The 24536-nt window shown below is 58.7% G+C and carries 30 protein-coding genes and 1 tRNA gene; 17 read left to right on the forward strand and 14 right to left on the reverse strand.

All coding sequences use genetic code 11. The features are described 5' to 3' along the window. Window positions 1-15: 15 nt before the first annotated feature. The gene (locus LB513_RS21160; RefSeq protein WP_224665471.1) at window positions 16-435 is read left to right on the forward strand and encodes a hypothetical protein; all 420 of its coding nucleotides are present in this window, start codon (window positions 16-18) and stop codon (window positions 433-435) included. Window positions 436-780: 345 nt separating this feature from the next. Here the strand turns inward: LB513_RS21160 and LB513_RS21165 are convergent, their stop codons facing one another. Both LB513_RS21165 and LB513_RS21170 read right to left on the reverse strand, forming a co-directional pair. Continuing rightward, window positions 781-1791 (reverse strand): S1/P1 nuclease, encoded by a 1011-nt coding sequence (locus tag LB513_RS21165; protein ID WP_224665472.1) that lies wholly within the window; start codon window positions 1789-1791, stop codon window positions 781-783. 558 nt (window positions 1792-2349) lie between these two features. Continuing rightward, window positions 2350-2724 carry a hypothetical protein gene (locus tag LB513_RS21170; RefSeq protein WP_224665473.1) on the reverse strand — a complete coding sequence of 125 codons (375 nt, stop codon included), beginning with the start codon at window positions 2722-2724 and terminating at the stop codon, window positions 2350-2352. 48 nt (window positions 2725-2772) lie between these two features. Here LB513_RS21170 and LB513_RS21175 point away from each other — a divergent pair, with 48 nt between their 5' ends. Further along, complete coding sequence (locus LB513_RS21175; protein ID WP_224665474.1) at window positions 2773-3204, forward strand: hypothetical protein; 432 nt, start codon at window positions 2773-2775, stop codon at window positions 3202-3204. Between the two features lie 309 nt (window positions 3205-3513). Here LB513_RS21175 and LB513_RS21180 read toward each other — a convergent pair whose 3' ends face one another. Then, window positions 3514-4125, reverse strand: coding sequence for a glycosyltransferase family 25 protein (locus tag LB513_RS21180; RefSeq protein ID WP_263482201.1), 612 nt, complete (start codon window positions 4123-4125; stop codon window positions 3514-3516). Between the two features lie 33 nt (window positions 4126-4158). Between LB513_RS21180 and LB513_RS21185 the strand changes: the two genes are divergently transcribed. The 6 genes from LB513_RS21185 (at window position 4159) to LB513_RS21210 (ending at window position 9037) form a co-directional block, all read left to right on the forward strand. Next, a complete protein-coding gene (locus LB513_RS21185) occupies window positions 4159-4371 on the forward strand; it encodes a hypothetical protein (RefSeq protein ID WP_224665476.1) in 213 nt (70 codons plus the stop codon). After that, window positions 4368-4661: a hypothetical protein gene (locus tag LB513_RS21190; RefSeq protein WP_224665477.1), complete on the forward strand. Its 294-nt coding sequence runs from the start codon at window positions 4368-4370 to the stop codon at window positions 4659-4661. Before LB513_RS21185 ends, LB513_RS21190 begins: the two co-directional genes overlap by 4 nt. A 169-nt stretch (window positions 4662-4830) precedes the next feature. After that, on the forward strand, window positions 4831-5163 hold the full coding sequence (locus LB513_RS21195; protein ID WP_224665478.1) for a hypothetical protein: 333 nt from the start codon (window positions 4831-4833) through the stop codon (window positions 5161-5163). Continuing rightward, window positions 5160-5672 carry a hypothetical protein gene (locus tag LB513_RS21200; RefSeq protein WP_224665479.1) on the forward strand — a complete coding sequence of 171 codons (513 nt, stop codon included), beginning with the start codon at window positions 5160-5162 and terminating at the stop codon, window positions 5670-5672. The genes LB513_RS21195 and LB513_RS21200 overlap by 4 nt, the downstream gene beginning before the upstream one ends. A 439-nt stretch (window positions 5673-6111) precedes the next feature. Further along, complete coding sequence (locus LB513_RS21205; RefSeq protein ID WP_224665480.1) at window positions 6112-7272, forward strand: caspase domain-containing protein; 1161 nt, start codon at window positions 6112-6114, stop codon at window positions 7270-7272. Between the two features lie 370 nt (window positions 7273-7642). Beyond that, a complete protein-coding gene (locus LB513_RS21210) occupies window positions 7643-9037 on the forward strand; it encodes a hypothetical protein (protein ID WP_224665481.1) in 1395 nt (464 codons plus the stop codon). A 142-nt stretch (window positions 9038-9179) separates the two neighbouring features. Here LB513_RS21210 and LB513_RS21215 read toward each other — a convergent pair whose 3' ends face one another. Beyond that, a complete protein-coding gene (locus LB513_RS21215) occupies window positions 9180-9605 on the reverse strand; it encodes a hypothetical protein (RefSeq protein ID WP_224665482.1) in 426 nt (141 codons plus the stop codon). Window positions 9606-10353: 748 nt separating this feature from the next. Here LB513_RS21215 and LB513_RS21220 point away from each other — a divergent pair. Next, a complete protein-coding gene (locus LB513_RS21220; protein ID WP_224665483.1) occupies window positions 10354-10590 on the forward strand; it encodes a DUF6894 family protein in 237 nt (78 codons plus the stop codon). Between the two features lie 97 nt (window positions 10591-10687). On the opposite strand, the gene LB513_RS21225 is transcribed toward LB513_RS21220, so the two are convergent. Both LB513_RS21225 and LB513_RS21230 read right to left on the reverse strand, forming a co-directional pair. Further along, window positions 10688-10921, reverse strand: coding sequence for a DUF6894 family protein (locus LB513_RS21225; RefSeq protein WP_224665484.1), 234 nt, complete (start codon window positions 10919-10921; stop codon window positions 10688-10690). A 10-nt stretch (window positions 10922-10931) separates the two neighbouring features. After that, the gene (locus LB513_RS21230) at window positions 10932-11663 is read right to left on the reverse strand and encodes a Crp/Fnr family transcriptional regulator (protein WP_224665485.1); all 732 of its coding nucleotides are present in this window, start codon (window positions 11661-11663) and stop codon (window positions 10932-10934) included. A gap of 503 nt (window positions 11664-12166) precedes the next feature. Between LB513_RS21230 and LB513_RS25260 the strand changes: the two genes are divergently transcribed. Further along, window positions 12167-12277 (forward strand): YHYH domain-containing protein, encoded by a 111-nt coding sequence (locus tag LB513_RS25260; RefSeq protein ID WP_224665486.1) that lies wholly within the window; start codon window positions 12167-12169, stop codon window positions 12275-12277. A 93-nt stretch (window positions 12278-12370) separates the two neighbouring features. Next, window positions 12371-13090, forward strand: coding sequence for an SOS response-associated peptidase (locus tag LB513_RS21240; RefSeq protein WP_224665487.1), 720 nt, complete (start codon window positions 12371-12373; stop codon window positions 13088-13090). Window positions 13091-13422: 332 nt separating this feature from the next. Here LB513_RS21240 and LB513_RS21245 read toward each other — a convergent pair whose 3' ends face one another. Beyond that, a complete protein-coding gene (locus LB513_RS21245) occupies window positions 13423-13686 on the reverse strand; it encodes a hypothetical protein (RefSeq protein ID WP_224665488.1) in 264 nt (87 codons plus the stop codon). 260 nt (window positions 13687-13946) lie between these two features. On the opposite strand from LB513_RS21245, the gene LB513_RS21250 reads away from it, so the two are divergent. After that, on the forward strand, window positions 13947-14240 hold the full coding sequence (locus tag LB513_RS21250) for a hypothetical protein (RefSeq protein ID WP_224665489.1): 294 nt from the start codon (window positions 13947-13949) through the stop codon (window positions 14238-14240). Further along, complete coding sequence (locus LB513_RS21255; RefSeq protein ID WP_224665490.1) at window positions 14237-14605, forward strand: hypothetical protein; 369 nt, start codon at window positions 14237-14239, stop codon at window positions 14603-14605. Before LB513_RS21250 ends, LB513_RS21255 begins: the two co-directional genes overlap by 4 nt. A gap of 66 nt (window positions 14606-14671) precedes the next feature. Here the strand turns inward: LB513_RS21255 and LB513_RS21260 are convergent, their stop codons facing one another. Both LB513_RS21260 and LB513_RS21265 read right to left on the reverse strand, forming a co-directional pair. Continuing rightward, window positions 14672-15085 carry a hypothetical protein gene (locus LB513_RS21260; protein WP_224665491.1) on the reverse strand — a complete coding sequence of 138 codons (414 nt, stop codon included), beginning with the start codon at window positions 15083-15085 and terminating at the stop codon, window positions 14672-14674. 317 nt (window positions 15086-15402) lie between these two features. After that, entirely contained in the window at window positions 15403-15717 is a 315-nt protein-coding gene (locus LB513_RS21265) for a YMGG-like glycine zipper-containing protein (protein ID WP_224665492.1), read from the reverse strand. Between the two features lie 225 nt (window positions 15718-15942). On the opposite strand from LB513_RS21265, the gene LB513_RS21270 reads away from it, so the two are divergent. Together LB513_RS21270 and LB513_RS21275 are read left to right on the forward strand one after the other, a co-directional pair. Further along, window positions 15943-17511: a recombinase family protein gene (locus LB513_RS21270; protein WP_224665493.1), complete on the forward strand. Its 1569-nt coding sequence runs from the start codon at window positions 15943-15945 to the stop codon at window positions 17509-17511. Continuing rightward, entirely contained in the window at window positions 17502-18335 is an 834-nt protein-coding gene (locus tag LB513_RS21275) for a plasmid partitioning protein RepB C-terminal domain-containing protein (protein WP_224665494.1), read from the forward strand. The genes LB513_RS21270 and LB513_RS21275 overlap by 10 nt, the downstream gene beginning before the upstream one ends. 489 nt (window positions 18336-18824) lie before the next feature. On the opposite strand, the gene LB513_RS25330 is transcribed toward LB513_RS21275, so the two are convergent. From LB513_RS25330 to LB513_RS21295, 4 genes are all read right to left on the reverse strand, one after another. Continuing rightward, the gene (locus tag LB513_RS25330) at window positions 18825-19202 is read right to left on the reverse strand and encodes a Rap1a/Tai family immunity protein (RefSeq protein WP_411962734.1); all 378 of its coding nucleotides are present in this window, start codon (window positions 19200-19202) and stop codon (window positions 18825-18827) included. 234 nt (window positions 19203-19436) lie between these two features. Then, the gene (locus LB513_RS21285) at window positions 19437-20315 is read right to left on the reverse strand and encodes a hypothetical protein (RefSeq protein ID WP_224665495.1); all 879 of its coding nucleotides are present in this window, start codon (window positions 20313-20315) and stop codon (window positions 19437-19439) included. Between the two features lie 151 nt (window positions 20316-20466). Further along, window positions 20467-20543, reverse strand: a tRNA-Arg gene (locus LB513_RS21290). A gap of 96 nt (window positions 20544-20639) precedes the next feature. Continuing rightward, window positions 20640-21803: a M20 aminoacylase family protein gene (locus LB513_RS21295; RefSeq protein WP_224665496.1), complete on the reverse strand. Its 1164-nt coding sequence runs from the start codon at window positions 21801-21803 to the stop codon at window positions 20640-20642. Window positions 21804-22016: 213 nt separating this feature from the next. On the opposite strand from LB513_RS21295, the gene LB513_RS21300 reads away from it, so the two are divergent. Continuing rightward, on the forward strand, window positions 22017-23180 hold the full coding sequence (locus LB513_RS21300; protein WP_224665497.1) for a D-alanyl-D-alanine carboxypeptidase family protein: 1164 nt from the start codon (window positions 22017-22019) through the stop codon (window positions 23178-23180). Between the two features lie 3 nt (window positions 23181-23183). Beyond that, window positions 23184-24284: a CobW family GTP-binding protein gene (locus tag LB513_RS21305; RefSeq protein ID WP_224665498.1), complete on the forward strand. Its 1101-nt coding sequence runs from the start codon at window positions 23184-23186 to the stop codon at window positions 24282-24284. Window positions 24285-24296: 12 nt separating this feature from the next. On the opposite strand, the gene LB513_RS21310 is transcribed toward LB513_RS21305, so the two are convergent. Continuing rightward, window positions 24297-24530 (reverse strand): sulfurtransferase TusA family protein, encoded by a 234-nt coding sequence (locus tag LB513_RS21310; protein WP_224665499.1) that lies wholly within the window; start codon window positions 24528-24530, stop codon window positions 24297-24299. Window positions 24531-24536 lie beyond the last annotated feature (6 nt).

Consider the following 24536-nt stretch of genomic DNA (forward strand, 5'->3'; position numbering starts at 1 on the left):
AGCTGGGGACTGAAGATGCTGCAGAAGTTTCCCAACAAAGTAACATGGCATAGCGACAGGAGGCAGCGCCTTTTAAGCCTCTTCAAAGGCCTCATTTTCAAGACTATGTCGATATCGCTTTTGGCGATGATTTTCGTATTGGTTTGCCGCGACACTGCACGCGGCACGCCCACGCGGGCGCATCAAACCTTCAATCTTTTCCTTGCAGTCATCTTGGCGCATAAGACCGTGCCAGCTCTCTTCGACATGTATCGGCTGATCTTATGGGGCTTCCGGGCGCTGTTCACACCGCCGAGGGGAACCCAAGGGCGTCAGATCATCGCGGCTACCCTTATCACATGGTGCTGGCTCGCTTTGCTCGCGGCGCTTGCTTGGTTGGCCGCAGAACCTGTCTTTCACCTGTTCCACGCTGCGGGAATCTCTGTCCACGTTTGAACGACGGGGAGAAGCCGCGAGTTCCCGGCCCCGGTCAATCCCCCGATCTTACGTCAGGATTGCCACTTCCTTACCGGATTCAAAGTGTCCCGGATTCGTCGCGTAAATCCGGTTTCGTCCGTGTTTTAGCGCGAACGAATTTTCACGTCTCCAACCCAGGAGCGATTTCGCTTGTCGACTCTGAGGCCAAAGCAGAGGAAGGCCTCTATGCGAGATAAGGTCGGCGAATCCGCGGGGCTGCGCTCCGCTCGCGCTGTGCCTGCCATACGTCCCTAAGCAAGTTTCCCAAAGGAGCAGCAGCGCAGAGCACGCGCTGCAAGAGCGAGCGCGCTGCGCCACGTACCGCTATTGCAGCGCATCGTTGAGCAGCTTGGCCAGGCGTGCGCCAGCAAGCGGCAGCTGCAGTTCGGCGGCCTTGCGGGCGTTGGTCTCGTAATCGCGTGTCAGCTCGGCCTTCTGCACCACGTTGCCATTGGCATCGAGGACAGGCGGAGCGTAGGCGGCGCGGACGGCGAGCTTGTTGCTTTCCGAGATCCACGTGTCGACGTCCGTGACAGCCGCCTCGGCGGGGTCAGCAGCGGGCAGATTGGGTCTGTGGGTGTACGGATCGAAGTTGTCGTAGATCGCGCCGTAGATCGTAGAGTAACCGCCGAAGATAGCGTCGAAATAGGCGTGCAGCTTGACTGGCACGCCGTCGGCCGGCGTGACCAGGATCTCGTTGCCGCCGCGGTCGCCCTGATCCGGCTTGCCGGCGGCCGTCCATTTTGCCTTCAGCTCTTTTGTGAACAACGCGGTCGAGTGGAGAGGCTGGTGCACGTCACCGACCAGGTGCAGAAGCCAAACGAGATCGTATGAGCGAATATCGTCCGACATGCCGGCCGTCTTCGGAAGAGCTGCTCGCAGGGCCTTGATCTGCGTGGAAGCGTCAACCGGATCAGGCGCCGGTGGGACGCTGCCGTCGCGCGTGTAGGGGATGTCCTTATAGTGCCAGTAGCCGTGGATCAGTTTGTCGGCGTAACCTATGTTCCGACCCGCCTCCGACGTGGCTGCAGCATCGTCTTTGCTGGCACTTTTGTAATCCTGCATCTCCTTGATGTCGTCGGCCCAGACGGCCGCCCTGATGAACGTGTAGCGATCGATATCCCTAAGCGCGCCAATGTAGGGCTGCGGGACGGCAGCGACCCAGGCGTTGTACTGAGGATTCATGCGGATCAGCCGGCTGGCCTCGGCTTTGGCCGCCGGCGAGAGAAGATCCCAGGCTGTCGCCGCAACCCGCATGTGGCCTTCGTCCCACCACGCCATCGCATAAGAAGACCAAGAGCAAAGACAAACAACTGCAAGTGCAAGCCGCCGCATCATTCCCTCCTATCGTGTGTGAAGTGCCGGGAAAGTCTCTCAGAAAACGGCGATTTCAGCTAGTCGTCTTCGAAGGGAGCAGTTTGAACAAAGAAAATCCTTCGATTTCAGACAATAATGCTTTGATTCCGTTGTAAAAAACCAGGATGTGTGCAAGTATTTTCCAGGCAGTGCTCGAGCAGACCCGCTTGCGGAAGAAGTACCAGGCCGGCATAGCCGACCACGTGCAGCTCGGGAGTTCGTCCGGCGCATGAAAGCGGCGAGGGGGAATGATCCGGGCCCGGATGGCGAGGCGATCGCGCCAGAGCCGAACCTCTATCTGAGGCACGTCCCGACGGTCGATCGCGATGTGGATCCGGGGAAAGGCTTGCGGTGCCGTTTGGTCGAGATCGCGGGGTGGGCGACAGTGGCTGCGGCCGGACTCAAGATGACCGGCTTGCTTTAATAGTAGTTGGCGGGGCGCCTCCGGTCTGAACCGGCCCTTGGGTCTTCTTCACTATTTGGCTCGTACCTGGTTGCCCAGGACATTGGAGCTCAAGAAGGAAAAAAATGTTGGTGTCACCCGACCCGCTGACCTACGATCTGTGCCTGCGCAAGAGTTCGCACCACGGACAAGGTGCGAAAGCGCGGCGGCGCGGCCGCGCCAAAGCGTCTACTGAGTGTATGAGGTAAGGCCCAGCAACGGAAACACCACCTTCCCCCTACGATGTCGACAGCGCGTCCGTAGAGCATCTCACAGCGTCGATCCATGCGGCAACGGTCGAGGTTGTCGCCCAGCGCGCCGACGCCGAGAAGAACCGGCAGATCGGTTATCGATTGGTCGAGGCGATCAGCAGCGGCGTCGACGAGTTCGCCGAGTTGCGCCGAGAGATCACTGACCTGGCTAAGGAAGTGGCTAGGGGAAGTGATCTGCGACGACGCCTTGACAGTCAATTAAGGTCCTCGCAGGGGTGTCAGTCGATGAGATTTTCAGGAGATGTCATGAGATCGATCGCCGCATTGTTGTTGCTTCTCTGCTCAGTCTCAGCAGCAATGGCAATCAGGCAGCCAGGGGGCCCTCCTTGGTCATGCTTCGCCTGGGCGGCATGCACGGCTGATGACACATGCATCCCTTTGGGTCCCGTCCCGTTGCGGTTTAAGCTCACCCAAATCGAGGGAGAAAAGAACAACTATAACCTGGAAGGATATGACGGGTTTCAACGAGCCGCGTCGGAGTTTCCCAGCGTTCAAGACGCGACAGAGTTTGCCCAGAGCTATAGCTATGGCTATCCTACCCCGTTGATTCTGGTCCGGAATAACAAAGTCGCTGATGCGGCTAGTTTCTGGCTTCAAGCAATTTCGCAGTGGGGCAATGGCAAGTACCACCTTGCGGAAACCAAGATGCTCATCGGTTGTGGCGAGCTTCGCGAATAGAGAAGCCGGCGGCGAGCGACGAGTCTCGCGGGCTTTTTTAGCGTTCTCGACTTGTTGATTTGCACTGACTGGCGACCCCGCGGCCAGCTTTTTAAAGCAGCCGACTTCCTGTCTCGGCGGCCCGGCTACCGACGAAGACGACATTCTACTCTTTAGCTTGAGCTTCGCTGCCAAGGTTTCGGCTGGCCGGGCCCCGTGTAGGACGGGAGGTCCGCACAGTGCGACAAGTTCATTTTTGGACAAGCTCGGCCTACGCAGCGCACTCGGCACCACATCATCCTCGTTGAGGTCGCCGCTTTGTTTTCCGGCCTATTTCACGAACGGCACCACAATTCTCCGGTGCCCTCGGGCAATATGTGCAATACGACGGGCGGCGGATCGGGCTTTCCGCTTCAGCCACGGCAGGTGGGCCAGGCTGTCACGATATCGCGGCTCGCTATGTGCCGTCAGCGCCAAGTCCCCCCTCAAAGCGTGGGCGTTGCGATATAGAACCTGAGCCTGGATGCAAAGCGCCGGAAACACCTGGTAGGTTCGCACGCCGACACAGGCACCGCATGCCGGATTGAACAGAGCGTGGTCCACGCCGTCGACAAAACGCCTGGTGGCTACCAAGAACTGCCGGGCCGCAGACTGTGAGATAATGTAGGCGCCTGACCCGCAGTGAAGGCTGTGCATCCGCGTGATCTCATAGCCATCTGACAGCGCCTTAGAGGCGCCTAGCCATACGGCTGCTTTCACCGTCTCAAGCTTGACGAGATCGGCGTCGGCTGGAACCCAGTTCGCATCATTGAGGAACGTGGCGAGGTGCTCAGAGAAAATTACGTCATCCTCGAATACCGCGCCGAATTGCTCATCGCCGTCAACGATGCGCTGCCAGCATGCTTGGTGGCTTAGAAAGCAGCCGATTTCGCCTGGGGTCAACGCCCCTCGATCGAGAACTGGCCCGCTCAACAGATGGCCATCAACGGCGAGGACACGCTCAAACGAAAGGCCGATAGCGCACCTGGCCGTGGCGCTGGGCGGCGCGGTGCCGGCATGATCGGCGCTCCGGGCTTCGCTGCCGCCGCCTTCGCGCGTCCTGTCGCTTTCGTTCTCGGCCTCATCATCGGCGCCGGCGCCCTCGGCTTCGTGGCCGGCGCCTCCCTCGTCTGGTGGGTTTTCCTATGAGCACCATCATCACCATGATCGCCGGCCGGCTGGGGCTGGGTCGGCTTGCCAGCGGCGTCATCGCATGGGCGGTCATCGCCTTCTTGGCCTCGGGGGCCGTCCTTACCGGCTACGAACTCATCAAGCACAAGGGCGCCGACGAGGTCCGCGCCAAGATCGAAAAGGAGAATACAGATGCGATCCACAAAGGCATTGATGCTCGCATGTCTCTTGACCAGTGCATCGACGCTGGGGGCGTGTACGACTTCCGGCGTCAGCGGTGTGACGCCGCTACGCTTGGCCCTCGGTAACAGCCTTCCCGGCGCCCAGGCAAGACCGTCGCCGATCAGAATCGGATCGACCGCACCGTGGCGCCCGGCTGCGCGGTGAAGTTCTACACTCGCGCGGAGTGCGACGAGCACACCAAAGCCAGCGCCGCGCGCCGCACCGAATTGAACTCCTGAACGAGCGACGAGGCAGATGGCCGAGACAGACCCGAGTGACCTGCCGCGACGCTGGTGGGATCTCGACAAGCGCACGATTGAAATGGTGGCGCGATGGAATGAGGAGGAGCGGGAACGGCTCATCCAGATCAGCCATCTCAATCAAAAGCAAATGGACAGGCTCGGGCAGTTTCTAAGCCTTCCTGACGACAAGTGGGATGCCGGCTTCCGCATCGTCACCCGTTCCGTCGTCTTCGCCAGCGCGGTCAAGTCGGTGCCGAAATTCGTGCTTGGGCTGGCCGCTATCCTCGTCGCGATGAACCAGATCTGGGCGTGGGTCGCGCCCTATTTGTTGAGGTCCGTGAAATGACGCTTGGTCAAAGGATCACTTGCTTCGATTGGCGGTCAGCTGCCATCGCCGCTCCCTTCGCAATCCTGCTGGCGTGGTTTGTCACAGCCGTCCTCGATCGCGACCCGCCGATCATCTACGACCACGTCGGCGCGGTGAAAGACCATGTGCCGCAAGGCGGCTCGATCGAGGTCGAGTTCACCGTCTTCCGGCTGCGCATCTGTGATGCTGCCGTCAAGCGCTGGCTGATCGACTCCGCCGGCGCCAAGCATTCAATCCCCAGCTTCACGGTCGGTCCGCGCCCGCTGGCCGGCCTCGACACCTATCGACGATCAATCACTATCCCGGACGCCGCCGCGCTTGGTCAGGCGTCCTACCAAGTGGAACTGGCCTATACCTGCAACATCATCCATCGGTTGGGCTGGCCAATCACGGTCGCATCGCCGCCGATCCGGTTCACCATCACGCCGAACGAAGGCCTGGTGCCGTTCCCGTTGCCGCCTCCGCCGATAGGCCGAGAAACGGGTTGACGCCTCTCGCGGCAGCGTGCGGGCATGAACAAACACGGAACCGAGCGACTTGCGCATTAATTCCGGTTGACAAAGTCGCATACATGTATGCTCCTTCATCAGGGCAATAAATCCATGGGGGAAATAAAATGAAAAATCGAATTCTAGTTCTTGTATGCCTGTTAGGCATGGCAGCTTGTTCAACTGACGACAGAAATGGTCCGGGCGCGACAGTGCCGCAGTCCAAAGGGTCATTTATGGATGACCTTGTACGCCGTCTGGGCACGGCCTGCCACTACAAACCTGCTGCAGTGACTATCGCCCGACTCGCGCTTAAGGTAACCCCTGGCGTCGATAAGGTAATTGTCGTTGCCGACGAGATCTGCAAGATTATAGATAATGCCCCTAAGGATGGTGTTGTGAAGTATAGAGGCGTCGTCCTTGAGCGGAGGTAAAATCTATGCTTTGCCGCTTGATGGCAATTTTTGCCTCGTTGGCATTCCTTTGCCATGGGGCCGTCGCTAGTAATAGAATTGCTCTTGTAATTGGGGTAGTTGACTATAAATACTTAGCCCAGCTGGATCGTTCACAAAACGACGCTATCGACATGGCGGAACTTTTTCGTCGAAGTGGCTACACCAAAGTTTTCGCTGAGGTTCGGGCGAGAGATCTCCAGTCGATGACGGCGAAGGTGGATGAGTTCATCTCGTATGTGCGGCAGAAAGCAATAAGTGATCCCCAAACTGATGTCGTCGTATATTATTCAGGACACGGCGTTTCAGCTTGGGGAAATAATTGGTTGCTGGCGCCACAATTTGGGCCAGTCGGGAAAAGACGAGTTCCCTCCCAGCAAGCATTTCAGTTAAACGGACTAACACTTTCATCAATCTTGAAGAAGCTTTCGCTTACCAAGGTGCGATCAACGCTCTTGATCCTGGATGCATGTCGTGTGCAAACCGTCGAGCTTGGGCCTTCTTCTAGAGTTGGGCCCAGCTTTTCGCTGGTTCCTGCCGCTGAAACGCCCGTCAGGCTTGGCGCGCTGTATGCAGCGGCGATGTCGTCGGTCTCCTATCAAAAATCGTCTAGAGAAACGTCGCCGCGAAACAGTGTCTTTACGCAATACGTATTGAAAGCTGCGCAGGACAAGGGCATAGAACTGAATGCTTTAGTAACATACCTGCAGGAGAAGGTTGAAGTCGCGACGTCTGACAAGACGCCAGTACAAAGCCCGGCCTATTACGATTCGATACCTGGCCAATATTACCCTTTCTCGACAGAGAGGGCGTCTCCTGGATTGCTAGCGTCGCCGAATGTCGGTCGGCCTGTTCCTATCTTTTACAGAGATAGCCGGCTCGCTGACGCTCAAAGCCTCGGTGTGTCGTTCGACGCAGCGAAGCTGAATTACACTATAGCTGCGGACGATTTGTCTGGGCTTAAGAGTGTTCTTCCCGTCGGAAGTTTTAGGATAGCTCGTGAGGAGAGACTGGATGAAAAAGATGAAGCAAGATTTCGCAACGTGTACGAGATCACCAAGAGGCTGGCGGGCGATCGGCTCGTCCAGGTCTTAAAGGTGCCGTCTAACAAAATTCTAAATAAGCCGTTTCAAATAGTTCTGTTCTAAGTCTCATCGCACATTAGTCAATCTGTGAAGCCCGCCGGTGCCTCAGGCGGGCTTTTGCTTTTCCTGCTGAGCGGATGCACCGCTTTCGGCGGAATGTATGCGCCTCAAAGGGTCAGGCGCTGTGGGCCATGATCGCTGCTGTCGCGCTCGGCTCGCGGATCGCCGGCATCCTGATCGGCGCGTCGATCTCGACTGCGCCTGCCTGACGGGCCGTGAACGCTTAGAGCCTTGTCCGCAGCGATCGACTGCCAGACGATCACGGCCAATTACAGATGAGGGGCTGTGGGTGACGTTAGTCGCTCGCTCTATCCGGAGGATATCTTATCGTTATAGTATGTTGGTAGTGGTCGTACACACTCGGAAGATTCCTATGTCGGAAGTTGAAAAGTATTTCGTCCGGTTGCTCTCTGAGAAGCGGCTTGAACGCGCACACAAAATTGAGGTTGAGCGCCTTCGTGAATTAAAGCTGTCGGAACGCACGGATGGCACCATCTTGCGCGCAGCAAATTCTTCCGGGGTAACGATATCGCCTGAGGTTAACCGGCGCGCACTCGTCTTTAGTGCGTTTGTGGGTTTTGGCCTCAAGAGTGCCCGAGCAGGGAGCGCTATGCTGAATGCGGCTCTTAGCGGAGCCATAGGCGGGATTGCTTCAAGCACGTACATGGAACGCGATGACTACGGTCCCGCAAAGTGGGTTGTCTCACCAGCATTTGCGAGGATGGTTAATTCAAATTCTTATGATAATGTTAGCTATCTGGGCGATGCAATCAGTAAGGGTGACATTGCCCTCAGCAAATCCATCAGCTTTCACAAGAGGTTCAGCATTTCCCTGCTGCCGCTCAACATCGAGCGCCTGAATATTGCTCTGAAATGCAATGATGATCCGGACGTCGTCGTCGCACTGCGCTCGCGGCGCATGATTGATCTGAATCTTTTGGGGCTTGCTGAAGAGGCGAAGCAGGAGGTTCCCCTTCTGTTTGACGCCATAGTTCCCAATGAGATTGACCTGAGTTCCGCTGTCCGCGCTGTCGACTATGCGAGCTCTGTTGTCTTGAATTGTGCAAGCGGTGGCGAATTAGCGTCCTGTCGGATTGCAGATTTTCAGCCTGTGCTGGGCTTCTTAAAGAAGATTGGGCTGTCTGACGCTGGCCTACGGTACGACGAACTTGTTCCTGAATTTGGAATGGGCGTATGGACGATCCTGCAGGCGAACTTCATCCAGAGGATGGCTGGCGCCCATCTTAACGAAAGGTCGGCGATCAGATCGGATTGGCTTCACGCGATAACCGAGACTCTTGCTAACGCACGCATCAAGGACAAAGCAAAGAGGCTAGAGCTGTCGATAGACGCAATCTACTCAATCACTCGGATTGCCTACAGCGCCAAGCTTGACGGTGACATTGATCAGACCAGACGTATCCTGGCGATGGCGACCGGCAAAAGTCGTGATTTCGACGTTGCAGGTGGTGCTGAAGCCAAAGGCGTGTTGAAAACGAGGCGGTACGCCCCCAACGCGCAATGGGTCCGATTACTCGAAGTGGCGCTGGATTGGGAGAGCAACGACCGTAAGTCCGCTCGCAAGGGTCTTTCTGATTTGATGGAAAAAAGGCAGACAGGGCCTGGCGGTCGCACCACAAATGTTCCTCTCGAGCGGGGCCTTAACGAGTTCTCCAATAAGTTGTCTTTGAAAATTACCGGCGACGGACTGCTTCAGGAATACGCCCAATTGCAAATGAACTCAGGATATTTGGCAGCGATAAGCTAGCCAACCATCGAAACGCCTGGTCGGGCGGCCACGTCCAAGATTTCCACGTCACGCACTGCAGATCGCTTTACCAGAGGCCTCCGGAGCAACGCCTTACTCAGAGAGACCGAAAGCCTGAGCCTTCGATCCCCTTATCGCTGAGCTACTTCAGCGGCCAGTTGCCGAACTGGCTGATAGGCACCTCATGCCTACCTCCAGCGTCATAGACATCCAGCTTCGAGATAACTTTCTTCGAAAGGAAGGTCTGCGTCACTGTGAAGGGCCGGATCGCATCTAGGCAGAAAGTCGGGACCGTGAAGTACAGCCCGTAAATGGGCGGGAAGATAGCTAGCGGCGAAAGAACAAGGCTGGCTTCGGAGTTCATGCACTTCATGATGCCCGTGGCGTTCAGCGTTACGATCGGCCCAATTTGCGTACAGGTATATTCGCCGCGGCCTAGTTCCAAGCTAACCTGCTGCGGCTTTGGAATTCCAGGATTAGGATCATCGTCGCTCTCAAAAGGTAGCCGTAACGGATATGGGTTATCGTCTCCCAAGCCAGCCCAAAGGCTACTAAGCGCAATAGTCATTTCACCCTCCCATTTGATTAAAATGTAGACAGCAAAGTCGCATTGGCGCGAGCGGACTGATGGTACTCCAATCATTGGTTCCGTCCAGACTAGTCTTTAGGCGAATCGCGCGATCGCGGCCGCACTTGACGCCGTCCGGCGCAATCCTGAGGATCAAGCGACGAGATTTTCAGGAGATGTCATGAGATCGATCGCCAGGAAGTCGGGTGCTTTGAAAAGCTGGCCGCGGGGTCGCCAGTCAGCGCAAATCAACAAGTCGAGAACGCTAAAAAGCCCGCGAGACTCGCGAGTTGAGTGACGTTAGCAACGACGCTTGACAACAAAAAAAACTTTGAGGCATGTGTGGCTCCGAGGGAAAAAAGCGAGGACATCTATGAAGAAGAACTACACGAAGCCTGCTTTCACAAAGCGGGATAAGCTGTCTGCGGTAACGGCAGTCCCCGCAGGGTCGTTCGTTCCGATGTAACAACCGACCAACACAAGTGGCCGTTACAAATTGACGAAGGGGGAATGCGAATGAAGAAGACATATCAAAAACCTGCGCTCATCAAGCGCGAGAGGCTCTCGGTAGTGACCGCAACCACTAGCCAATCGTTTATCATCGAGATACCGGGTGGGAACCCGTCTGACCAAGACTAAGCACTCGCATGCATCAAAGCCCGCGGCTCCGGTCGGCGGGCTTTTTTGCGTTTCAACCCTTGGTAAGAATCAGACGGAAACAAAAATTCTGCTCTGAAGTTTGACGCGCATGCAGCGCTTTTACTTCGACTTTTTCGACACCGACGATGTACCGATCCCCGATGTGGACGGGACGGAGTTGCCAAGCGTCGAGGCGGCCAAAGATGAGGCTGTGCAAGCCCTGATTGGGTTGGCTAACGATATCAAGTTGAACGGCCATGAAAAGAAGCTGCAGTTCAAGGTTCGCGATGACGACGGTCGTGAGCTCTTCGAGGTGTCGCTTCAATTAGACGTGCAGCCGCTTTAAGTTCATCGCGGCGACTGCTGCGGCCTCGGGCTCATCCACTGAAAGGTGGGTATTCTCTGCAGGTGGACAGCCTCCCAGCGAACAAAGCCGAAGTTCGTCAAATTGGCGTCACGTTGAGGCTGAGACTCAGCCTCAAAATTTTATCGCCATTTTCATTTCTCACCTCGACGAACAATTGCTGTCCGTCGAGGTCCTGGAGTGAGTCCTTGGCGAGGTCTTTCAGGCCTTCGAGGCCCGCGCGGCGCGCTTCTTCAAGTCCCGCGTATTCAATTCCGATCTCGTCTTCGACGGCATCATTGCGGTCCCCACTGTCAAAATAATATCTTGCCATCGGAGCTCCGTCACACCACCACTTCCGGGTCCCTATTGTGCAGGTAGGTGGGATTAAAATCGCCTGCGCGGACAAGGTTGGGCCAGTTCTGGACTCGCGTCTGGGCGCCAGATGTTTCGATCAGGCCCTTATGGCGCAGCTCCTGCAGCGTTCGGTTCACATGCACGGTCGACAAGCCAACAGCGTCGCCAAGCGCTGCCTGGGTAATCGGAATGTCAGCTATATGGTCATCGATGCGTCCAACCGCACGCAACCTATAGATCAGCTCACACAATATGTGAGCTATGCGCGTGAAGGCATCGCGCCGCCCGACATTCGTTACCCATTCCCTGTAGATCGCCGCGTCTATCAGCGTCGAGCGCCAGAAGGCCGCGGCGATTCTGGGATGCTGGTCGCAGATGGCGCGTAGCGAGTCGTGCCGCATGAAGCCGACGCGCGACGGCGTCAGCGTTGAGAAGGTGCAATCCATCACCGGGAGATGGAGGCCGTGCAAGTCCGGTATATCGCCTGTGACAAAGAACGATGTGATCTGCCGCTTGCCGTCGCCCGTGTATTTGGTCGAGCCCACCAGGCCGTCAACGAGGACAAACGAATGCGAAGGGCGGTCGCCCTCAAGCACCAGGTCTTGATTGGCCTGGAATTCCTTCTCATGGATCGGGATGCCCCTTAGTACCGCCAGGTCGGGCTCCCGGAGGCTGGATATTCTCTGCAGCTTGCGGATGAGGACTTCCGAGGGAGCCATGGAGGATCGCAATGCCCTAACTTTGATACGAGTCGGAGCCCAACGTAAGTGCTCACCGAATGTTCCAGATGCCAAGGCCGAGGAGCGGCGCCGCTGAAGCTGCTGCAGATAAGGTAAGCAAGGAGCAAGCTCGGCTAAGCTTTAATGCTGGGCGCCGGAGGCTTCACCGCGGTTCGCACCTCGAGTCGTTCGTCCTCTGGCTCGCCTCCATGGCGCTTGCCGGAGATCGGCGGACCAAGGCCAGATAGCTTTGTCATAGGTGTCGAGCCTGCCGCTCGAATTAAGGTTCCGGAACCGTTTCAGTGCAGCTCGAGAAATTGGCTTGCAGGCCCGGCGCCAAAGGACATGAAGAGGCTGGCGACCCAATGGGTGAAGCCAGGGATAATCGCCAGAGTCCCGGGTCAAGCAAACTTGCACTTGTTTATGTATTGTGTCTAATATCTAAAACTGCCAGAACAGTTAAAGGGGGGATTAAGATGAAATACGCAGGGATTTTGGCTTGCATGCTGTTGGTTAGCATCGTCGGCGCCAATGCTACGTTTGCCCACAGTGGCGGAACAGACAAGAACGGATGTCACTACGACCACAAGCATGGCGGCTATCACTGCCACTAGCATCGTGATTCGATGTAGCTTCTAACCCCGACGTTGCCTTGCTAACTGGTGGCGGGAGTAGATTCTTCCGCTGCTGCTTCCTATGTTGACGCCATGTGCGGTCGCGTCTTCGTCAAATCGACAATCCCCGACATGGTGCGACGACTCGAATTCGCGCATCCCGGCGAAGTCGCCCGTATGGGCAACGCGTTCCCGATCTGGAATGGCGCCCCAAGCCTCTCCTATCCCATTATTATCCGCGAGGAGCTTTCGACGAGCATGGCGGGCTTCGTCTCGGCTAGGTGGGGTCTTGTTCCTGGCTGGGCTCGAGACGGAGGCGGCCGCCCTCCGCCCGTCAATGCCAGGCGCGAGACCATTGCGACCAATGGCATGTTTCGGAAGGCATATGCATCGAGGCGTTGCCTGGTGCCTGTCGACGGCTATTTCGAATGGCAGAAGCTCGACGCCTCTGGCAAGAAAAAGCAGCCATATGCCATTGCGATGAAGGATGATCAGCCCTTTGCCATGGCGGGCATCTGGGAGGAGTATTCCGACAAGGTTACGGGCGAACTGATACGGACCTTCGCGATCGCCACATGCGAGCCCAACGAGCTGATGGCGACGATCCATGATCGTATGCCGGTGATACTGGCACCGGGCGACCACATGCGCTGGCTTGGCCCAGAACCTGATCCCCGCGATTTGCTAAAGCCATATCCATCCGATCTGATGAAGATGTGGCCGATCGACAGCAAGGTCGGCAGTCCGCGCAACAACACGCCGGACATCATCGACGAGATCGGCCGCGGTCCCAGCAATCTGTTCGACACCTGATCAGGGGGTCTTGCGAAGCCCGCTGCCGCGGCAGTCGGGGCAAGGTGCGGTTGACCCTTGGCATTTAGCTCCATCGGCGTCACCCAGACAGCAGGTTCCTGCTGCAACGATCCGTCGCTTACAGACAAAAACTTTGCCGGCGCCTAGGCAGCTGTGACACCGAAATTTTCTGAACTCACACACCGGCCGGGTCCTTCGCGAACCCTAAAATTACCTCATGATCACCGTGGACGAGATCGGGCTAAGGTCCGGCGAGCGCGCGCCATTGGTCTGAGTAAACTTCTCCTGGCGGGCACCGCGCGGTGTGCCTGCGATACGCGTGCTTGGTTCAGCTATTCCATATCCGGCACTTCGCCACTCTGGAACAAGGTCGTTGGCGGGCCATAGTCGCCCAGCGCTGGATCAGCATCCCGGCTCCAGGCGATGACGCCGACATGCTTGCCGGCGAGCGCTTTAGCCGTTCGAATCGCGCGGTCCTCGCTTTGCTGGTCGGTCGGCCCGTAGGCTGGGAAGAGCTCGCCATCCTCGCCGCGGTCGAATGCGACCACCACGATCAGCTTGGGCTTCTTTTGGCCGGGCAGAACGTTGTCGGACATCGAAAACTCCTACAGGAAGGCCTCGCCGCTGGCGCGGTGCTCGAGACAGAACCAGTGTGGTGGCCGGCCAGGTTTTGCGAAGCCGAACGGCGCTCGCTTTGCGCATTCTGCGAACTCACAGACATGATTTTCAATGCGGCCGCGCGGCGCCAGGCCCGCCGCGAGAACGCCCTCGGATAATCGTTGCGGTTCGTCACTCATCCCAGAAAGATTCCACAGACCGGCTTGACGGACAAGGAAAATGTTCCTCTTCTGTTCTCATGGCGCACGATCCGATCGACACGCTGGGCAAGGCGACCCGGCATAACATGCTCGTCAAGGCCGAGTGCAGTTGCGGCAATGTCCGCTACTGCCGATCGGCCGACCTGATGATGGTCTATGGCGGCGGTGTCGATCCGCTCGCGCTGAAGTTCGACTGCACGCGCTGCAAGCCGCAGGTCAAAATCACGCTCCTCGAGGTCCATCCCGAGCATCTGCCGAAGCGGCTGGTCATCCACAAGCCAACGAAGGTCGACGGCAAGATCCGCTGGCATACCGAGCGGTTCAAGGGATGAACGAGCGCCTTACGGTGCGGTCGGCGTATCAGCGCGGCTGGCAGGTCGTCGACGGCAGCACGATCCTGGAGACATTCCCCGCCAAGGAAGAGGCGTTCCAGTTCCTGGTCGACCGAGGCGCACGCGTTCGCCTTCAGTGGGGAAGAACCGTCATTGGCGGTCGCACGGCGCCCTACGACTTCTCTGCCGCTTTTCAGAGCGACAATGCCGGCCGCATAAGGATGGAGCTTCACCCGCCGTCGAAGGGCCTGTGGCTTTGGTATCAAAGTTCGTCGAGGGGAGCGGTCGAGGCGAAAGATCGAGCCATATTCGAAGTGGAGCGGGCCTATACGCGGCTGATGTGCGGGGCCGATCTCCCGCGTTAGATCCAGCCCGCCACCTGATTGCCGGCGCACTCGCCGCAACGGTGGCGTCGTCACGAAACCTTGCGCTTAAGGAATGTTGCTGCGTATCTGCTGCGCAACCAGTGCGACCTTCGCAGCTATTTGTCCGGGCGTCGCAGTTACGAGCCGCTGGTAAGGGATAACGACCAGGTCAGCACCCTCAAGTGCTGCGAAAGCTTCGATCAGTGGCATACCTGTGCGCGGAGTACTACATGCCGTAATGACGTAGCTTAAGTGAAGTAGGTATAGCCCGTCTATATTCTGCTTGATGATCTCGGCGCTATCACCTGAGCTCGCGATTCCAATGCCGTATTTGACGCCACCAAGCTTGAGGTAAGTTATCATGAATATGTCAGCTGGACTGTTGGCAGTTAGGCCGCAGCCCAGAAGCTTGGCGGCTTCATGGACTGCGGACGTCTTGCCCGAACCTTTCACTCCGCTGACCACTATAAGCTTCAGCATAAAATTCGCTCCTGATGTGCGGAGTTTCCCAGGAGCCTTCCCAGCTGAATTTGAGGCGGTCCCGTAACCCGTCAACATAATGCTCGACCAGCTTCAACAAGCGGTCAATCTGTGGGGAAATCTGTGGGGTGTCGGGAGGAACAGAAATCTAAGCCTCTGTTTTTTCTGGTCGGAGTGGCAGGATTTGAACCTGCGACCCCCTCGTCCCGCACGAGGTGCGCTGCCGTTTGCGCTAAATTGCGGCGGCCGGCTCAGACCCCGATGGTCCAAGCCGGGCCAACCGGGCTAAGGTTCAGCTCGAGCTCTTTTGGAAGAGATCAATAATTGCCGTTGTAGTAGCGATCGTCGCAGGGTGCGGTGTAGATGCGTCCGTGGCGATCCTGGTAACGGCACATTTCTTCGCCGCGACGTTTCGGGGCGGTGGAACTGCCGACAACCGCGCCGAGGAGCGCGCCGGCGCCGGCGCCTATCAGCGTGCTTTCGGTGTTGCCGCCAACCGCCTGGCCGACGAGCGCGCCCCCGGCGCCGCCGATCAACGCGCCTGTCCCGGCTCGCTGCTGGCTTTCGGTCTGCGCGCAACCTGCGAGGGCTGAGGTCATGAGAACGGCCGCGATAGCTTTGTTAAAGGTCATTTCGTGCTCCTAAAATTTATGTCCCATCCACAGTCCCGTGCGGCGATATTGCGGCGGAACAGGGGCGAGCCTGGTCACGCTCCGAGTCATGGTTTCTCAGCTGTTGATTGAAGACAGCCAGCTGGAAAGAACACCATTCGACACAAACTGTTCCGGCAACACTAACGAAAAACAATCGAACGCTAGCTAATTTTGGTTTGTGGCAGGGCTCTTCGGACACAATCAATGGTCAGCGACGCCGGTACTCCAAAGCCTTCGGCACCGCGAGCTAGGACCCGGGCGGCCCAATATGTGCGTATGTCGACCGATTATCAGACCCACTCCATCGACAATCAGGTCGACGCAATCGGCGATTATGCCGAGATCATGGGGTATGAGATTGTCGCCACGTATGAGGACTCCGGGCGCAGCGGGCTGAACCTGGCCGGACGCCCCGGTCTTCAGCGGCTGCTGGCGGATGTTGAGAGCGGGCAGGCCGATTTCGAAACGGTCGTGGTGTATGACGTCAGCCGCTGGGGACGATTTCAGAACATCGACGAGAGCGCGGTCTATGAGTACCGGTGCCAGAAGGCCGGTGTCCGGATCGAATTTTGCGCGGAGCAGTTTGCCAATGATGGCAGCGTCGGGTCCGACGTCCTCAAAGCAATAAAGCGCAGCATGGCTGCCGAGCAAAGCAGAGTGCTCTCGCAGAAGGTCTTCATCGGCCAGGCAAGATTGATCCGGATGGGCTTCAGGCAAGGGGGAAAAGCAGGCTTCGGACTGCGCCGCCTGCTGGTCGATCGACATGGCCGCGCCAAGGGCATCCTTGCACCCTACGAATACAAGAGCCTGCAGACTGACCGAATAGTGCTCGTTCTTGGGCCGTCTGAGGAGATTGCGACGGTCCGATGGATTTTCGACCACTTTGTCAGAACAAAGAAGACGGAGCTGGAGATGGCGCGGCTACTTAATAAGCGCGGCATTCTAAGCGACCTGGGACGCCCATGGACGCGGGAGTCCGTGCACTCGCTGCTGACCAACGAAAATTACATCGGCAACAGTGTCTGGAATCGGCATTCGGCCAGGCTCAAAATGCATCAAGTGCGAAATCCCCCCGAACAGTGGATGCGGGTGGAAAACGTGTTGGAGCCGATCGTCGACCGCAAGATGTTCGACCGAGCGCAGAGCCTTCTCAAGGTCATCTATCGCCGCCTGACGAATGACGAGATGCTGGCCGCCCTCAGCGCGCTTCTGGTTCGTCACGGCGCCCTGTCTACACGTATCGTCAACAACGCACCGGACTGCCCGCCGGCTGCACGCTACATTTGGCGATTTGGAAGCATGGTCCGAGCTTATGAACTAATCGGGTACGAGCCGTCGACAAACTGTCGCTACATCCATGTAAACACGCGTCTGGAAATAATGAGGCGTCAGATCACCCAAGATCTCATAGCCGTGATTGAAAGGGGCAGCGGAAGGGCGGCCCATGATCCGGATACCGACCTCCTGCGCATCAACGACGAGTTCACGGTGTCGATCGTGATGGGTCGCTGCAGAGTATCCGGCTTCGGGTATCCACGGTGGCTATCAAAGTGCGAACGTCGGCCGCTACCTGACATTTTCGTTCTGATCAGGATGAGGCCCGATGACCTCACCGTTCGCGATTATCTGATTGCTCCCTCCAACGAGATGGCGGGCCATTCGGAACTGCACACCAGTAACGGGGCGCGGCTGAACGCCTGTATCTTTCCCGACCTCAGTCCGCTCATCGGCCTTTCGGAGCGCTCCGCTGTGGAGAGTGCGGCTTGGCTTTAAAGCGACTGGCGAAGGACGAGGCGTACCTGGCGCTGGCGAATGGCGGCAACAGGCACGCGACGAATATCGCGGCGGGCCATCTCGGCTCCAGGCCAAGGGTCTTTGCGCCCGACCTCTTGGCAACCTTCGAGGCGGAAAGCACGTGCATGCGCGCATTCATATCTGAAGCTAAGGCGTCTGAGTGGCGCCTTGGCCAGATCGTTGCGGCGCTGCGGCTTGTCACGCGCGATATTCAGTTCCGCGAGCTCCTCGTATCCGAAGGCTTCTTGACGATACCGACGTTGTTGGCGCACCGATTGCATAGTGCAACCCGGGGGCCGCAGGCTCATTCCCCTGCCAAAAACCCGCCATCCGGTGATGTCGAAAGCCGCCAATTGGTCGGCGGAATCTGTCCGGATGCCATCGATCTGCTCCGAGACATTCCGGTGAAACCAAAGATGTTCGGGTTGCTTCAAAAGGTGCTTCCGGTGCGACAGCTGGAGATCGTACGCCTGATGGTCGTGTTGGACAGGGTAGGGCTCACATTCGCAAAGATGCTGATCGCTCTTACGCCAAAAGCAATGCTGGTCGAGGGCTTCCGGCCGACGACGGTTGCAACCCTGACCCAGGAGATGCGGGAGGCTATGACGCTCGAGCTCGAGAGGTTGAGCGCCGGGGTCTTAAAGGCCGCCGAGCAGCATGGCCGGGCGACCCTCGAGCTTATTGCAGCAAGTCACTATTTCGACCGGCTGATGGATAATTCGAAAATCGTCCGATATCTGGCCAGAAACTTTTCCGGCCATTTCGAAGAGTTTCACAACCTGACGGCGACCTCGCGTAGCTAGGTAGCGTTGATCTACAGCAAGCTGGCTTCGATAGCGCCCTCCGAGGTCATGCCGCCGATATGACGGGTTAGCAGGTCGTCCACCCCTGGCTCGCCATCCCAGCGGCGACGTACTTGATATGCACAATGTCGCTACCGGATGGATACCCAGCGGCAGCCCCAGAATTCCCGACCTTCATACCCGCCCCGGTGGGCGAACCAAAGTTTCACTCCGCGGCCGCATGCTTGACACGCCAGTGAAGGGCTCTGCTCTCGACAGAGTGCCTTGCCTCGTGCGCGTGGACATCGTTCCTCGGCGACGTCGCCGCTCCATGGACGGCGGTGGGGGACTTGCGCCGGTGTCTACCTTCGACGATGGACGGCTTGGTCCATTCTTCTCTCAAAGCACCCCACGCACCGTGACGCCGACGAAAGGCGACAGCCCAATCCTTGAGGCGATGAACGCCAGAAGGCCGACCGCGATAGGCTGACCTCCGATCGACTTCATGGCTTAGCTACAGGGCCATGTCGTACTGAGCGCCTGCATCACTCCAAAGGTTCGGGAGACCTGCCAGTGCTCTGGATGAGTTTGAGCCCAATTGACGAACGCTCGAACGTACGCGCCGTAAGTTGGCGGAGTGGTAAAACAGGTAGACGCCATCTTGAGCGGAATCGGCAGGCCGGTCTCCTTGGCGATAGAGCCGTTGACAGCCATCAGATCCGCGACACCCCCAACATAGGCGACACAATACAGGCGTGGTCGCGAATTTCGCTCTGACGAGCAGTCGGAGAGGAGTGCTTGGACTCGATTGTAGTCCTCATCTGCACACGCATCCGGCATGGGGCTCGACCCCGTGGCGATCGCCAGAGCGGCGATAATACGAAACATGAGTGCTCCCCTCCCCAGGCAAGACGATCAAAGCACCATGGACGGCGGGAGTCGAGCGGCCGGCAAGGGCAGGTGTGAGACTGCCCCCTCGCGCGGCAACGCCGTGCTCAACTTTATCCGGGCAAGGCGGCAGTGGCGGCCGCCAACAAGGCCACTGATGCCAAGGCGGAGGATTCGGTATTTGCTGGCTGGCAGCGTGTCTCCCGGCGAGCAAACGTGAGGTAGCGAACCTGCTTACCGTGGGATTGCAGATCCTACGCGTGTGACGAGAATTCGCTTCAGTCGACCTGTGCTGCTTTCAAACCTGAACCCGGACACGACAATCTCGGCATCCAACGAAGCTCGATCCCGCGCATTGACCTGCAGGCTCGAGGTGATGCGCTGAATGCTGACCATATCTCGGCACGTCTCAGCCAACTCAAATGGGATCGGTCTACGTTCGGAGTGGACAAAGATCCGGCCTCTAAATGTATTCACATTGTACATGCTCACACGGCCTGTAAATTCCTCAGGTCTTTCGACTTGTCTGGTCAAACGAACGTAGTCGAAGGTTTCAGCATCTAAGGTCGCAATGTCGGCATGTTGACGCCGATAGCTCGAAGTTAGGTGAGCCTCCGTCGCCGTTCGCGACGCGTGTATTGGGCGATGCATGTCTCGAACAGAATTCTCGACCTTTTCTACCAGCGAATCGAGCTGAGATTCACTGATCTTAGGTGCGATTGGCCGTCTTTGCCGCTGGACTTCGTCATACTGCTGGCCCAGCGTGCTATCGAAGTCGACATGAAATCCGAGGCTTTCATTAATGACGTAGTCGTAAGCCGACACGACCAAATTTCCCAAGATCGTGTCTCTCGGAGCGGTGCCGAGTTGATAGGCACCCGTAGCTAAAAGACCAACCGTGGTTAACACTTTCCAGCTTCCAGGCTCGGGCGACTTGATGAAAATGCGCGCGCCTTCAAGAGCAGGCGCCTTCACTATAATCTCGCCGTTCAGGACCAGATGGGTGGTCAGCGCTAGTGAGCGCTGGAACCCGGTCAATGCGTCTGCAGCGTCGTAAAAATCGATTTCGTTGTCATCAGCGTCATTGCCCTCGAACGAGAGCACAAACTTCACATTTACTGCCACTGGCCCAGCCCCCATGTCGCGCCATATGTCGCGTCGACCTGCGGAGTGTCCCTGAAAACCGTTAGAAATCAAGAGAACCCAGTTGCAACATGACGCGACATGTCAGCCGCAAGCTTCTCCACCAAACCTTTGATTTTGCTGGTGATCCCGACAGGAATCGAACCTGTGACCTACAGATTAGGAATCTGCCGCTCTATCCTACTGAGCTACGGGACCACGCGGCCCGACACATAGCCGCTTCGGATCGTTTCGCCAAGAGGCCGGACGAAGGCAATTCGCCCGGCCTGTTGGGGTTGCCGGCTGCTGGCGCTGTCAGGCAGCGAGCGCGGTTTCGGCCAGTTTCACCCAGTAGCTCATGCCATGCGGGATGGCCTCGTCGTTGAAGTCGTAGGCCGGGTTGTGGAGGCCGGCCGTGTCGCCATTGCCGATGAAGATGAAGGCGCCGGGGCGGGCTTCCAGCATGTAGGAAAAATCCTCACCGCCCATCACCGGCTGGATGGCGCGGTGGACATGGGCGTCGCCCGCCACTCCGGCCGCAACGTCGCCGGCGAACACGGTCTCTTCCGCATGGTTGAAGGTCACCGGATAGTTGGCGTCGTAGTCGACCTCGATCCTGGCGCCGAACGCGGTCGCCAGGCCCTCGCAGATGGTGCGGATACGCTCTTCGGATTTTTTCGCGATTTCCTTGCGCAAGGTGCGCACCGTGCCGGCGATCTCCGCCGATTCCGGGATGATGTTGTAGGCATCGCCGGCGTGAAACTTGGTCACCGAGACTACCACGGCCTCGACCGGGTCGGTGCTGCGCGAAGCGATGGTCTGCAAGGCCCCGACCAGCTGGCTGGCGATGACGATCGGGTCGATCGTGCCATGCGGCATCGCGGCGTGGCCGCCCTTGCCCTTCACCGTGATGGTGAATTCCGCGGTCGCTGCCATAATCGGGCCCGGGCGGATGGCGAACTGGCCGACAGGCAGGCCCGGCATGTTGTGCATGCCGAAGACTTTCGAGATGTCGAAGCGCTCCATCATGCCATCCTTGACCATCTCGTTGCCGCCACCGCCGCCTTCCTCGGCCGGCTGGAAGATCACCGCCACCGAGCCGGTGAAGTTGCGCGTCTCGGCGAGGTATTTGGCGGCGCCCAGCAGCATCGCCGTGTGGCCGTCATGGCCGCAGGCATGCATCTTGCCCGGAATGGTTGAGGCGTAGGGTTTGCCGGTGATCTCGTTGAGCGGCAACGCATCCATGTCGGCGCGCAGGCCGATGGTCGGACCTGCCCCCAGACGGCCATGGATGATGCCGACCACGCCTGTCTTGCCAAGTCCGGTCACCACGTCGTCGCAGCCGAAGACCTTCAGCTTCTCGGTGACGAAAGCCGCGGTCTTGTAGACGTCGAAGTTCAATTCCGGCGTCTGGTGAAGATGCTGGCGCCAGCCGGCGACCTCGTCCTGCATTTCGGCGGCACGGTTCAGGATTGGCATGATTATTCCATCTCGCTGTTGAAGCAGGCGGGGAAGGCCCGCCGCCATTCAATTGTGATCGTCAGGCACTTTGCCATGTTGGCGTCACATAGGGTAAATAGCACCGCACGATGCGGTCCGTATTGAGGGACGGGCCCATTGTGCTGGCGATCGCGTAACGAAATCTTACGGAGCCAGGGGCGACTACGGCAAGAGGCGATTTCGGATTTGATCATGCGGCACAGGCATTTCCTCAAACTCTTGGGCGCGGGCGCTCTCGCGCTGTCTGCCTTCGCTGGGCCGGCGCTGGCCAAACCGGTGGTCCTCTTCGACCTCGACAGCGGCAGGATCCTGCAACAGCAGGATGCCTTCAAGCGCTGGTATCCGGCCTCGTTGAGCAAGCTGATGACGGCGTATGTGACCTTCCGGGCGCTCGCCGCCGGCGAGGTCAAGCTCGATTCGCCGATCAAAGTGACGAAACATTCCGCTGCCGAACCACCGAGCAAGATGGGCTTCAAGCCGGGATCGGTGATGCGCCTCGACAACGCGCTGAAGATGATGCTGGTCAAATCGGCAAACGATATCGCCATGGCCATCGGCGAGAATATCGGCGGATCGCAGGCCGCCTTCGCCGGGCGGATGAACGCGGAAGCGGCCCGGCTCGGCATGAACGGCACGCATTTCGTCAATCCGAACGGACTTTATTCGCCGGAGCAGTACACGACGGCGCGCGACCTCGCGGTGCTGGTGATGGCTATCCGCCGCGAGTTTCCGCAATACGCGCCGTGGTTCTCGATCGAGGGGCTCGCTGTCGGCAAGAAGGCGATCCCCAACTACAATCTGCTCATCGGCCGCTATCCAGGCGCCGATGGCATGAAGACAGGCTTTGTCTGCCCCTCCGGCTTCAACATGATCGGGTCGGCGACCCGCAACGGGCGCACCCTGGTCGCGGTGGTGCTGGGGGAAAAGTCCGCGGTTTCTCGTGCCGAGGCTGCCGCCAGGCTCCTCGACCAAGGGTTCAGCACCCCTGCCGCCGGCACAGTGACGGTCGCCACGCTGGCGCCTTATGGCGACACTGTCTCGCCAAACGACATGCATGACGAGGTCTGCAAGAAGAAGACGCCGCAGGAGCAGTCTGAAGCGCCGCCGGCCGCCGCCGCCGATGCTCCCATCTCGCCCTACCGCGAAAAGCTCGACCATGTGCCGACCTTGGTGGCCGTCGGCCTAGGCGGCGCCACCGGTCCGACACCGAAGGCGATGCTCGATCAGGCCGGCCAGGAGTATGCCGACGTACCGATCCCCAGCTGGCGGCCTGACCGGGCTCCGCCCGCCGGCACCGAGCCGGTTGTTGCCGGGACCGCGGCGCAAGGCGACCAGCCCGCCAAAGTCGCCAACTAGACAATGAGCGGATTTCCGATTCCCGTTTCGGTGCTGACCGGTTTTCTCGGCGCCGGCAAGACGACGCTGCTCAATCGGCTGCTGAAAGATCCGGCGCTGGCCGACACGGCGGTGATCATCAACGAATTCGGCGAGGTGGCGATCGACCATCTGCTGGTCGAGCAGGCCTCCGACGGCATCATCCAGCTTTCCGATGGCTGCCTGTGCTGCACGGTGCGCGGGGAACTGGTCGACACGCTGGCCGATCTGGTTGACCGGGTGCAGACCGGCCGGATCGCCCGTCTCGCCAGGGTCATTGTCGAGACCACTGGGCTTGCCGATCCCGCGCCCGTGCTGCAGTCGATCATGGCGCACCCGGTGCTGGTTCAGGCCTTCCGGCTCGACGGCGTCATCACCCTGGTCGATGCGGTCAATGGCGGTGCCACGCTCGATGCGCATGTCGAGGCCGTCAAACAGGTTGGCGTCGGCGACCGCATCGTGCTCAGCAAAGCCGACCTGGTCACCGACGACAACGATCTCGATGCGTTGCGGACGCGCCTGCGGCAGATCAATCCCGGCGCGGAGCTTCTCGATGCCGCCGACACGGGAACGGGCGTGGCGGCGTTGTTCGATTGCGGCCTTTACAATCCGGCGACCAAATCCGCCGATGTGCGTCGCTGGCTCGGCGAGGAAGCGGCGCATGATCACCACCATCATGACAGTCATGATCACGTACACGACCACGGCCACCGCCACGATCAGCGCGTGCGCTCCTATTCGCTGGTGCATGACGGCCCGGTGCCGTTCTCGGCGATCGAAATGTTCTTCGACCTGCTGCGCTCGACGCATGGCGAACGCCTGCTGCGCATGAAGGGCGTTATAGAATTGCAAGAGGATCCGTCGCGGCCACTGGTTGTCCATGGCGTGCAGAAAATCCTGCATCCGCCGGTTCGGCTGCCGTCCTGGCCGGATGGCCAGCGCGGGACGCGCCTGGTGCTGATCACGCTGGACATGCCAGAGGATTACATAAGGCGGCTGTTCGCGGCCCTCACCAACCGGCCATCGATCGACACGCCCGACCGCGCGGCGCTGCAAGACAATCCGCTGGCGATCGCGGGGGGCTGATTTCCAGCTTCGCTATCCACCACGCTCGACGAGAAAACGATGGCCGCCGACGACGGAAGCCGTCTCGATCAGATGGTGGCCGCTATCCGAGCAGAATGCGGGAACATCGATGACCGCGAGCGGATCGGTGGTTTCGAGCCATAGCCGGCTGCCCGCGCGCATCCCGGCCAGGCGCTTCTTGGCCTTGAGCACGGGAAGAGGGCAGTTCAGCCCCTTGAGGTCATAGATCGCGGTGTCGTCGGCCAAGGCGGA

This window comes from Mesorhizobium sp. ES1-1, assembly GCF_020164785.1.
Lineage (GTDB): Bacteria > Pseudomonadota > Alphaproteobacteria > Rhizobiales > Rhizobiaceae > Mesorhizobium.

Excerpts from the sequence above, each read along its gene's own strand:
- LB513_RS21250 (WP_224665489.1), top strand. The coding sequence starts at position 13,947 with ATGGCGCACGATCCGATCGACACGCTGGGCAAGGCGACCCGGCATAAC.
- LB513_RS21300 (WP_224665497.1), top strand. The coding sequence starts at position 22,017 with ATGCGGCACAGGCATTTCCTCAAACTCTTGGGCGCGGGCGCTCTCGCG.
- LB513_RS21230 (WP_224665485.1), bottom strand. The coding sequence starts at position 11,663 with ATGGCTCCCTCGGAAGTCCTCATCCGCAAGCTGCAGAGAATATCCAGC.
- LB513_RS21260 (WP_224665491.1), bottom strand. The coding sequence starts at position 15,085 with ATGCTGAAGCTTATAGTGGTCAGCGGAGTGAAAGGTTCGGGCAAGACG.
- LB513_RS21215 (WP_224665482.1), bottom strand. The coding sequence starts at position 9,605 with ATGACTATTGCGCTTAGTAGCCTTTGGGCTGGCTTGGGAGACGATAAC.
- LB513_RS25260 (WP_224665486.1), top strand. The coding sequence starts at position 12,167 with ATGCTGTTGGTTAGCATCGTCGGCGCCAATGCTACGTTTGCCCACAGT.
- LB513_RS21210 (WP_224665481.1), top strand. The coding sequence starts at position 7,643 with ATGTCGGAAGTTGAAAAGTATTTCGTCCGGTTGCTCTCTGAGAAGCGG.
- LB513_RS21265 (WP_224665492.1), bottom strand. The coding sequence starts at position 15,717 with ATGACCTTTAACAAAGCTATCGCGGCCGTTCTCATGACCTCAGCCCTC.
- LB513_RS21175 (WP_224665474.1), top strand. The coding sequence starts at position 2,773 with ATGAGATCGATCGCCGCATTGTTGTTGCTTCTCTGCTCAGTCTCAGCA.
- LB513_RS21270 (WP_224665493.1), top strand. The coding sequence starts at position 15,943 with ATGGTCAGCGACGCCGGTACTCCAAAGCCTTCGGCACCGCGAGCTAGG.
- LB513_RS21185 (WP_224665476.1), top strand. The coding sequence starts at position 4,159 with ATGGCCATCAACGGCGAGGACACGCTCAAACGAAAGGCCGATAGCGCA.
- LB513_RS21240 (WP_224665487.1), top strand. The coding sequence starts at position 12,371 with ATGTGCGGTCGCGTCTTCGTCAAATCGACAATCCCCGACATGGTGCGA.
- LB513_RS21190 (WP_224665477.1), top strand. The coding sequence starts at position 4,368 with ATGAGCACCATCATCACCATGATCGCCGGCCGGCTGGGGCTGGGTCGG.
- LB513_RS25330 (WP_411962734.1), bottom strand. The coding sequence starts at position 19,202 with ATGTTTCGTATTATCGCCGCTCTGGCGATCGCCACGGGGTCGAGCCCC.
- LB513_RS21205 (WP_224665480.1), top strand. The coding sequence starts at position 6,112 with ATGCTTTGCCGCTTGATGGCAATTTTTGCCTCGTTGGCATTCCTTTGC.
- LB513_RS21305 (WP_224665498.1), top strand. The coding sequence starts at position 23,184 with ATGAGCGGATTTCCGATTCCCGTTTCGGTGCTGACCGGTTTTCTCGGC.
- LB513_RS21225 (WP_224665484.1), bottom strand. The coding sequence starts at position 10,921 with ATGGCAAGATATTATTTTGACAGTGGGGACCGCAATGATGCCGTCGAA.
- LB513_RS21220 (WP_224665483.1), top strand. The coding sequence starts at position 10,354 with ATGCAGCGCTTTTACTTCGACTTTTTCGACACCGACGATGTACCGATC.
- LB513_RS21165 (WP_224665472.1), bottom strand. The coding sequence starts at position 1,791 with ATGCGGCGGCTTGCACTTGCAGTTGTTTGTCTTTGCTCTTGGTCTTCT.
- LB513_RS21200 (WP_224665479.1), top strand. The coding sequence starts at position 5,160 with ATGACGCTTGGTCAAAGGATCACTTGCTTCGATTGGCGGTCAGCTGCC.
- LB513_RS21295 (WP_224665496.1), bottom strand. The coding sequence starts at position 21,803 with ATGCCAATCCTGAACCGTGCCGCCGAAATGCAGGACGAGGTCGCCGGC.
- LB513_RS21160 (WP_224665471.1), top strand. The coding sequence starts at position 16 with ATGCTGCAGAAGTTTCCCAACAAAGTAACATGGCATAGCGACAGGAGG.
- LB513_RS21195 (WP_224665478.1), top strand. The coding sequence starts at position 4,831 with ATGGCCGAGACAGACCCGAGTGACCTGCCGCGACGCTGGTGGGATCTC.
- LB513_RS21245 (WP_224665488.1), bottom strand. The coding sequence starts at position 13,686 with ATGTCCGACAACGTTCTGCCCGGCCAAAAGAAGCCCAAGCTGATCGTG.
- LB513_RS21255 (WP_224665490.1), top strand. The coding sequence starts at position 14,237 with ATGAACGAGCGCCTTACGGTGCGGTCGGCGTATCAGCGCGGCTGGCAG.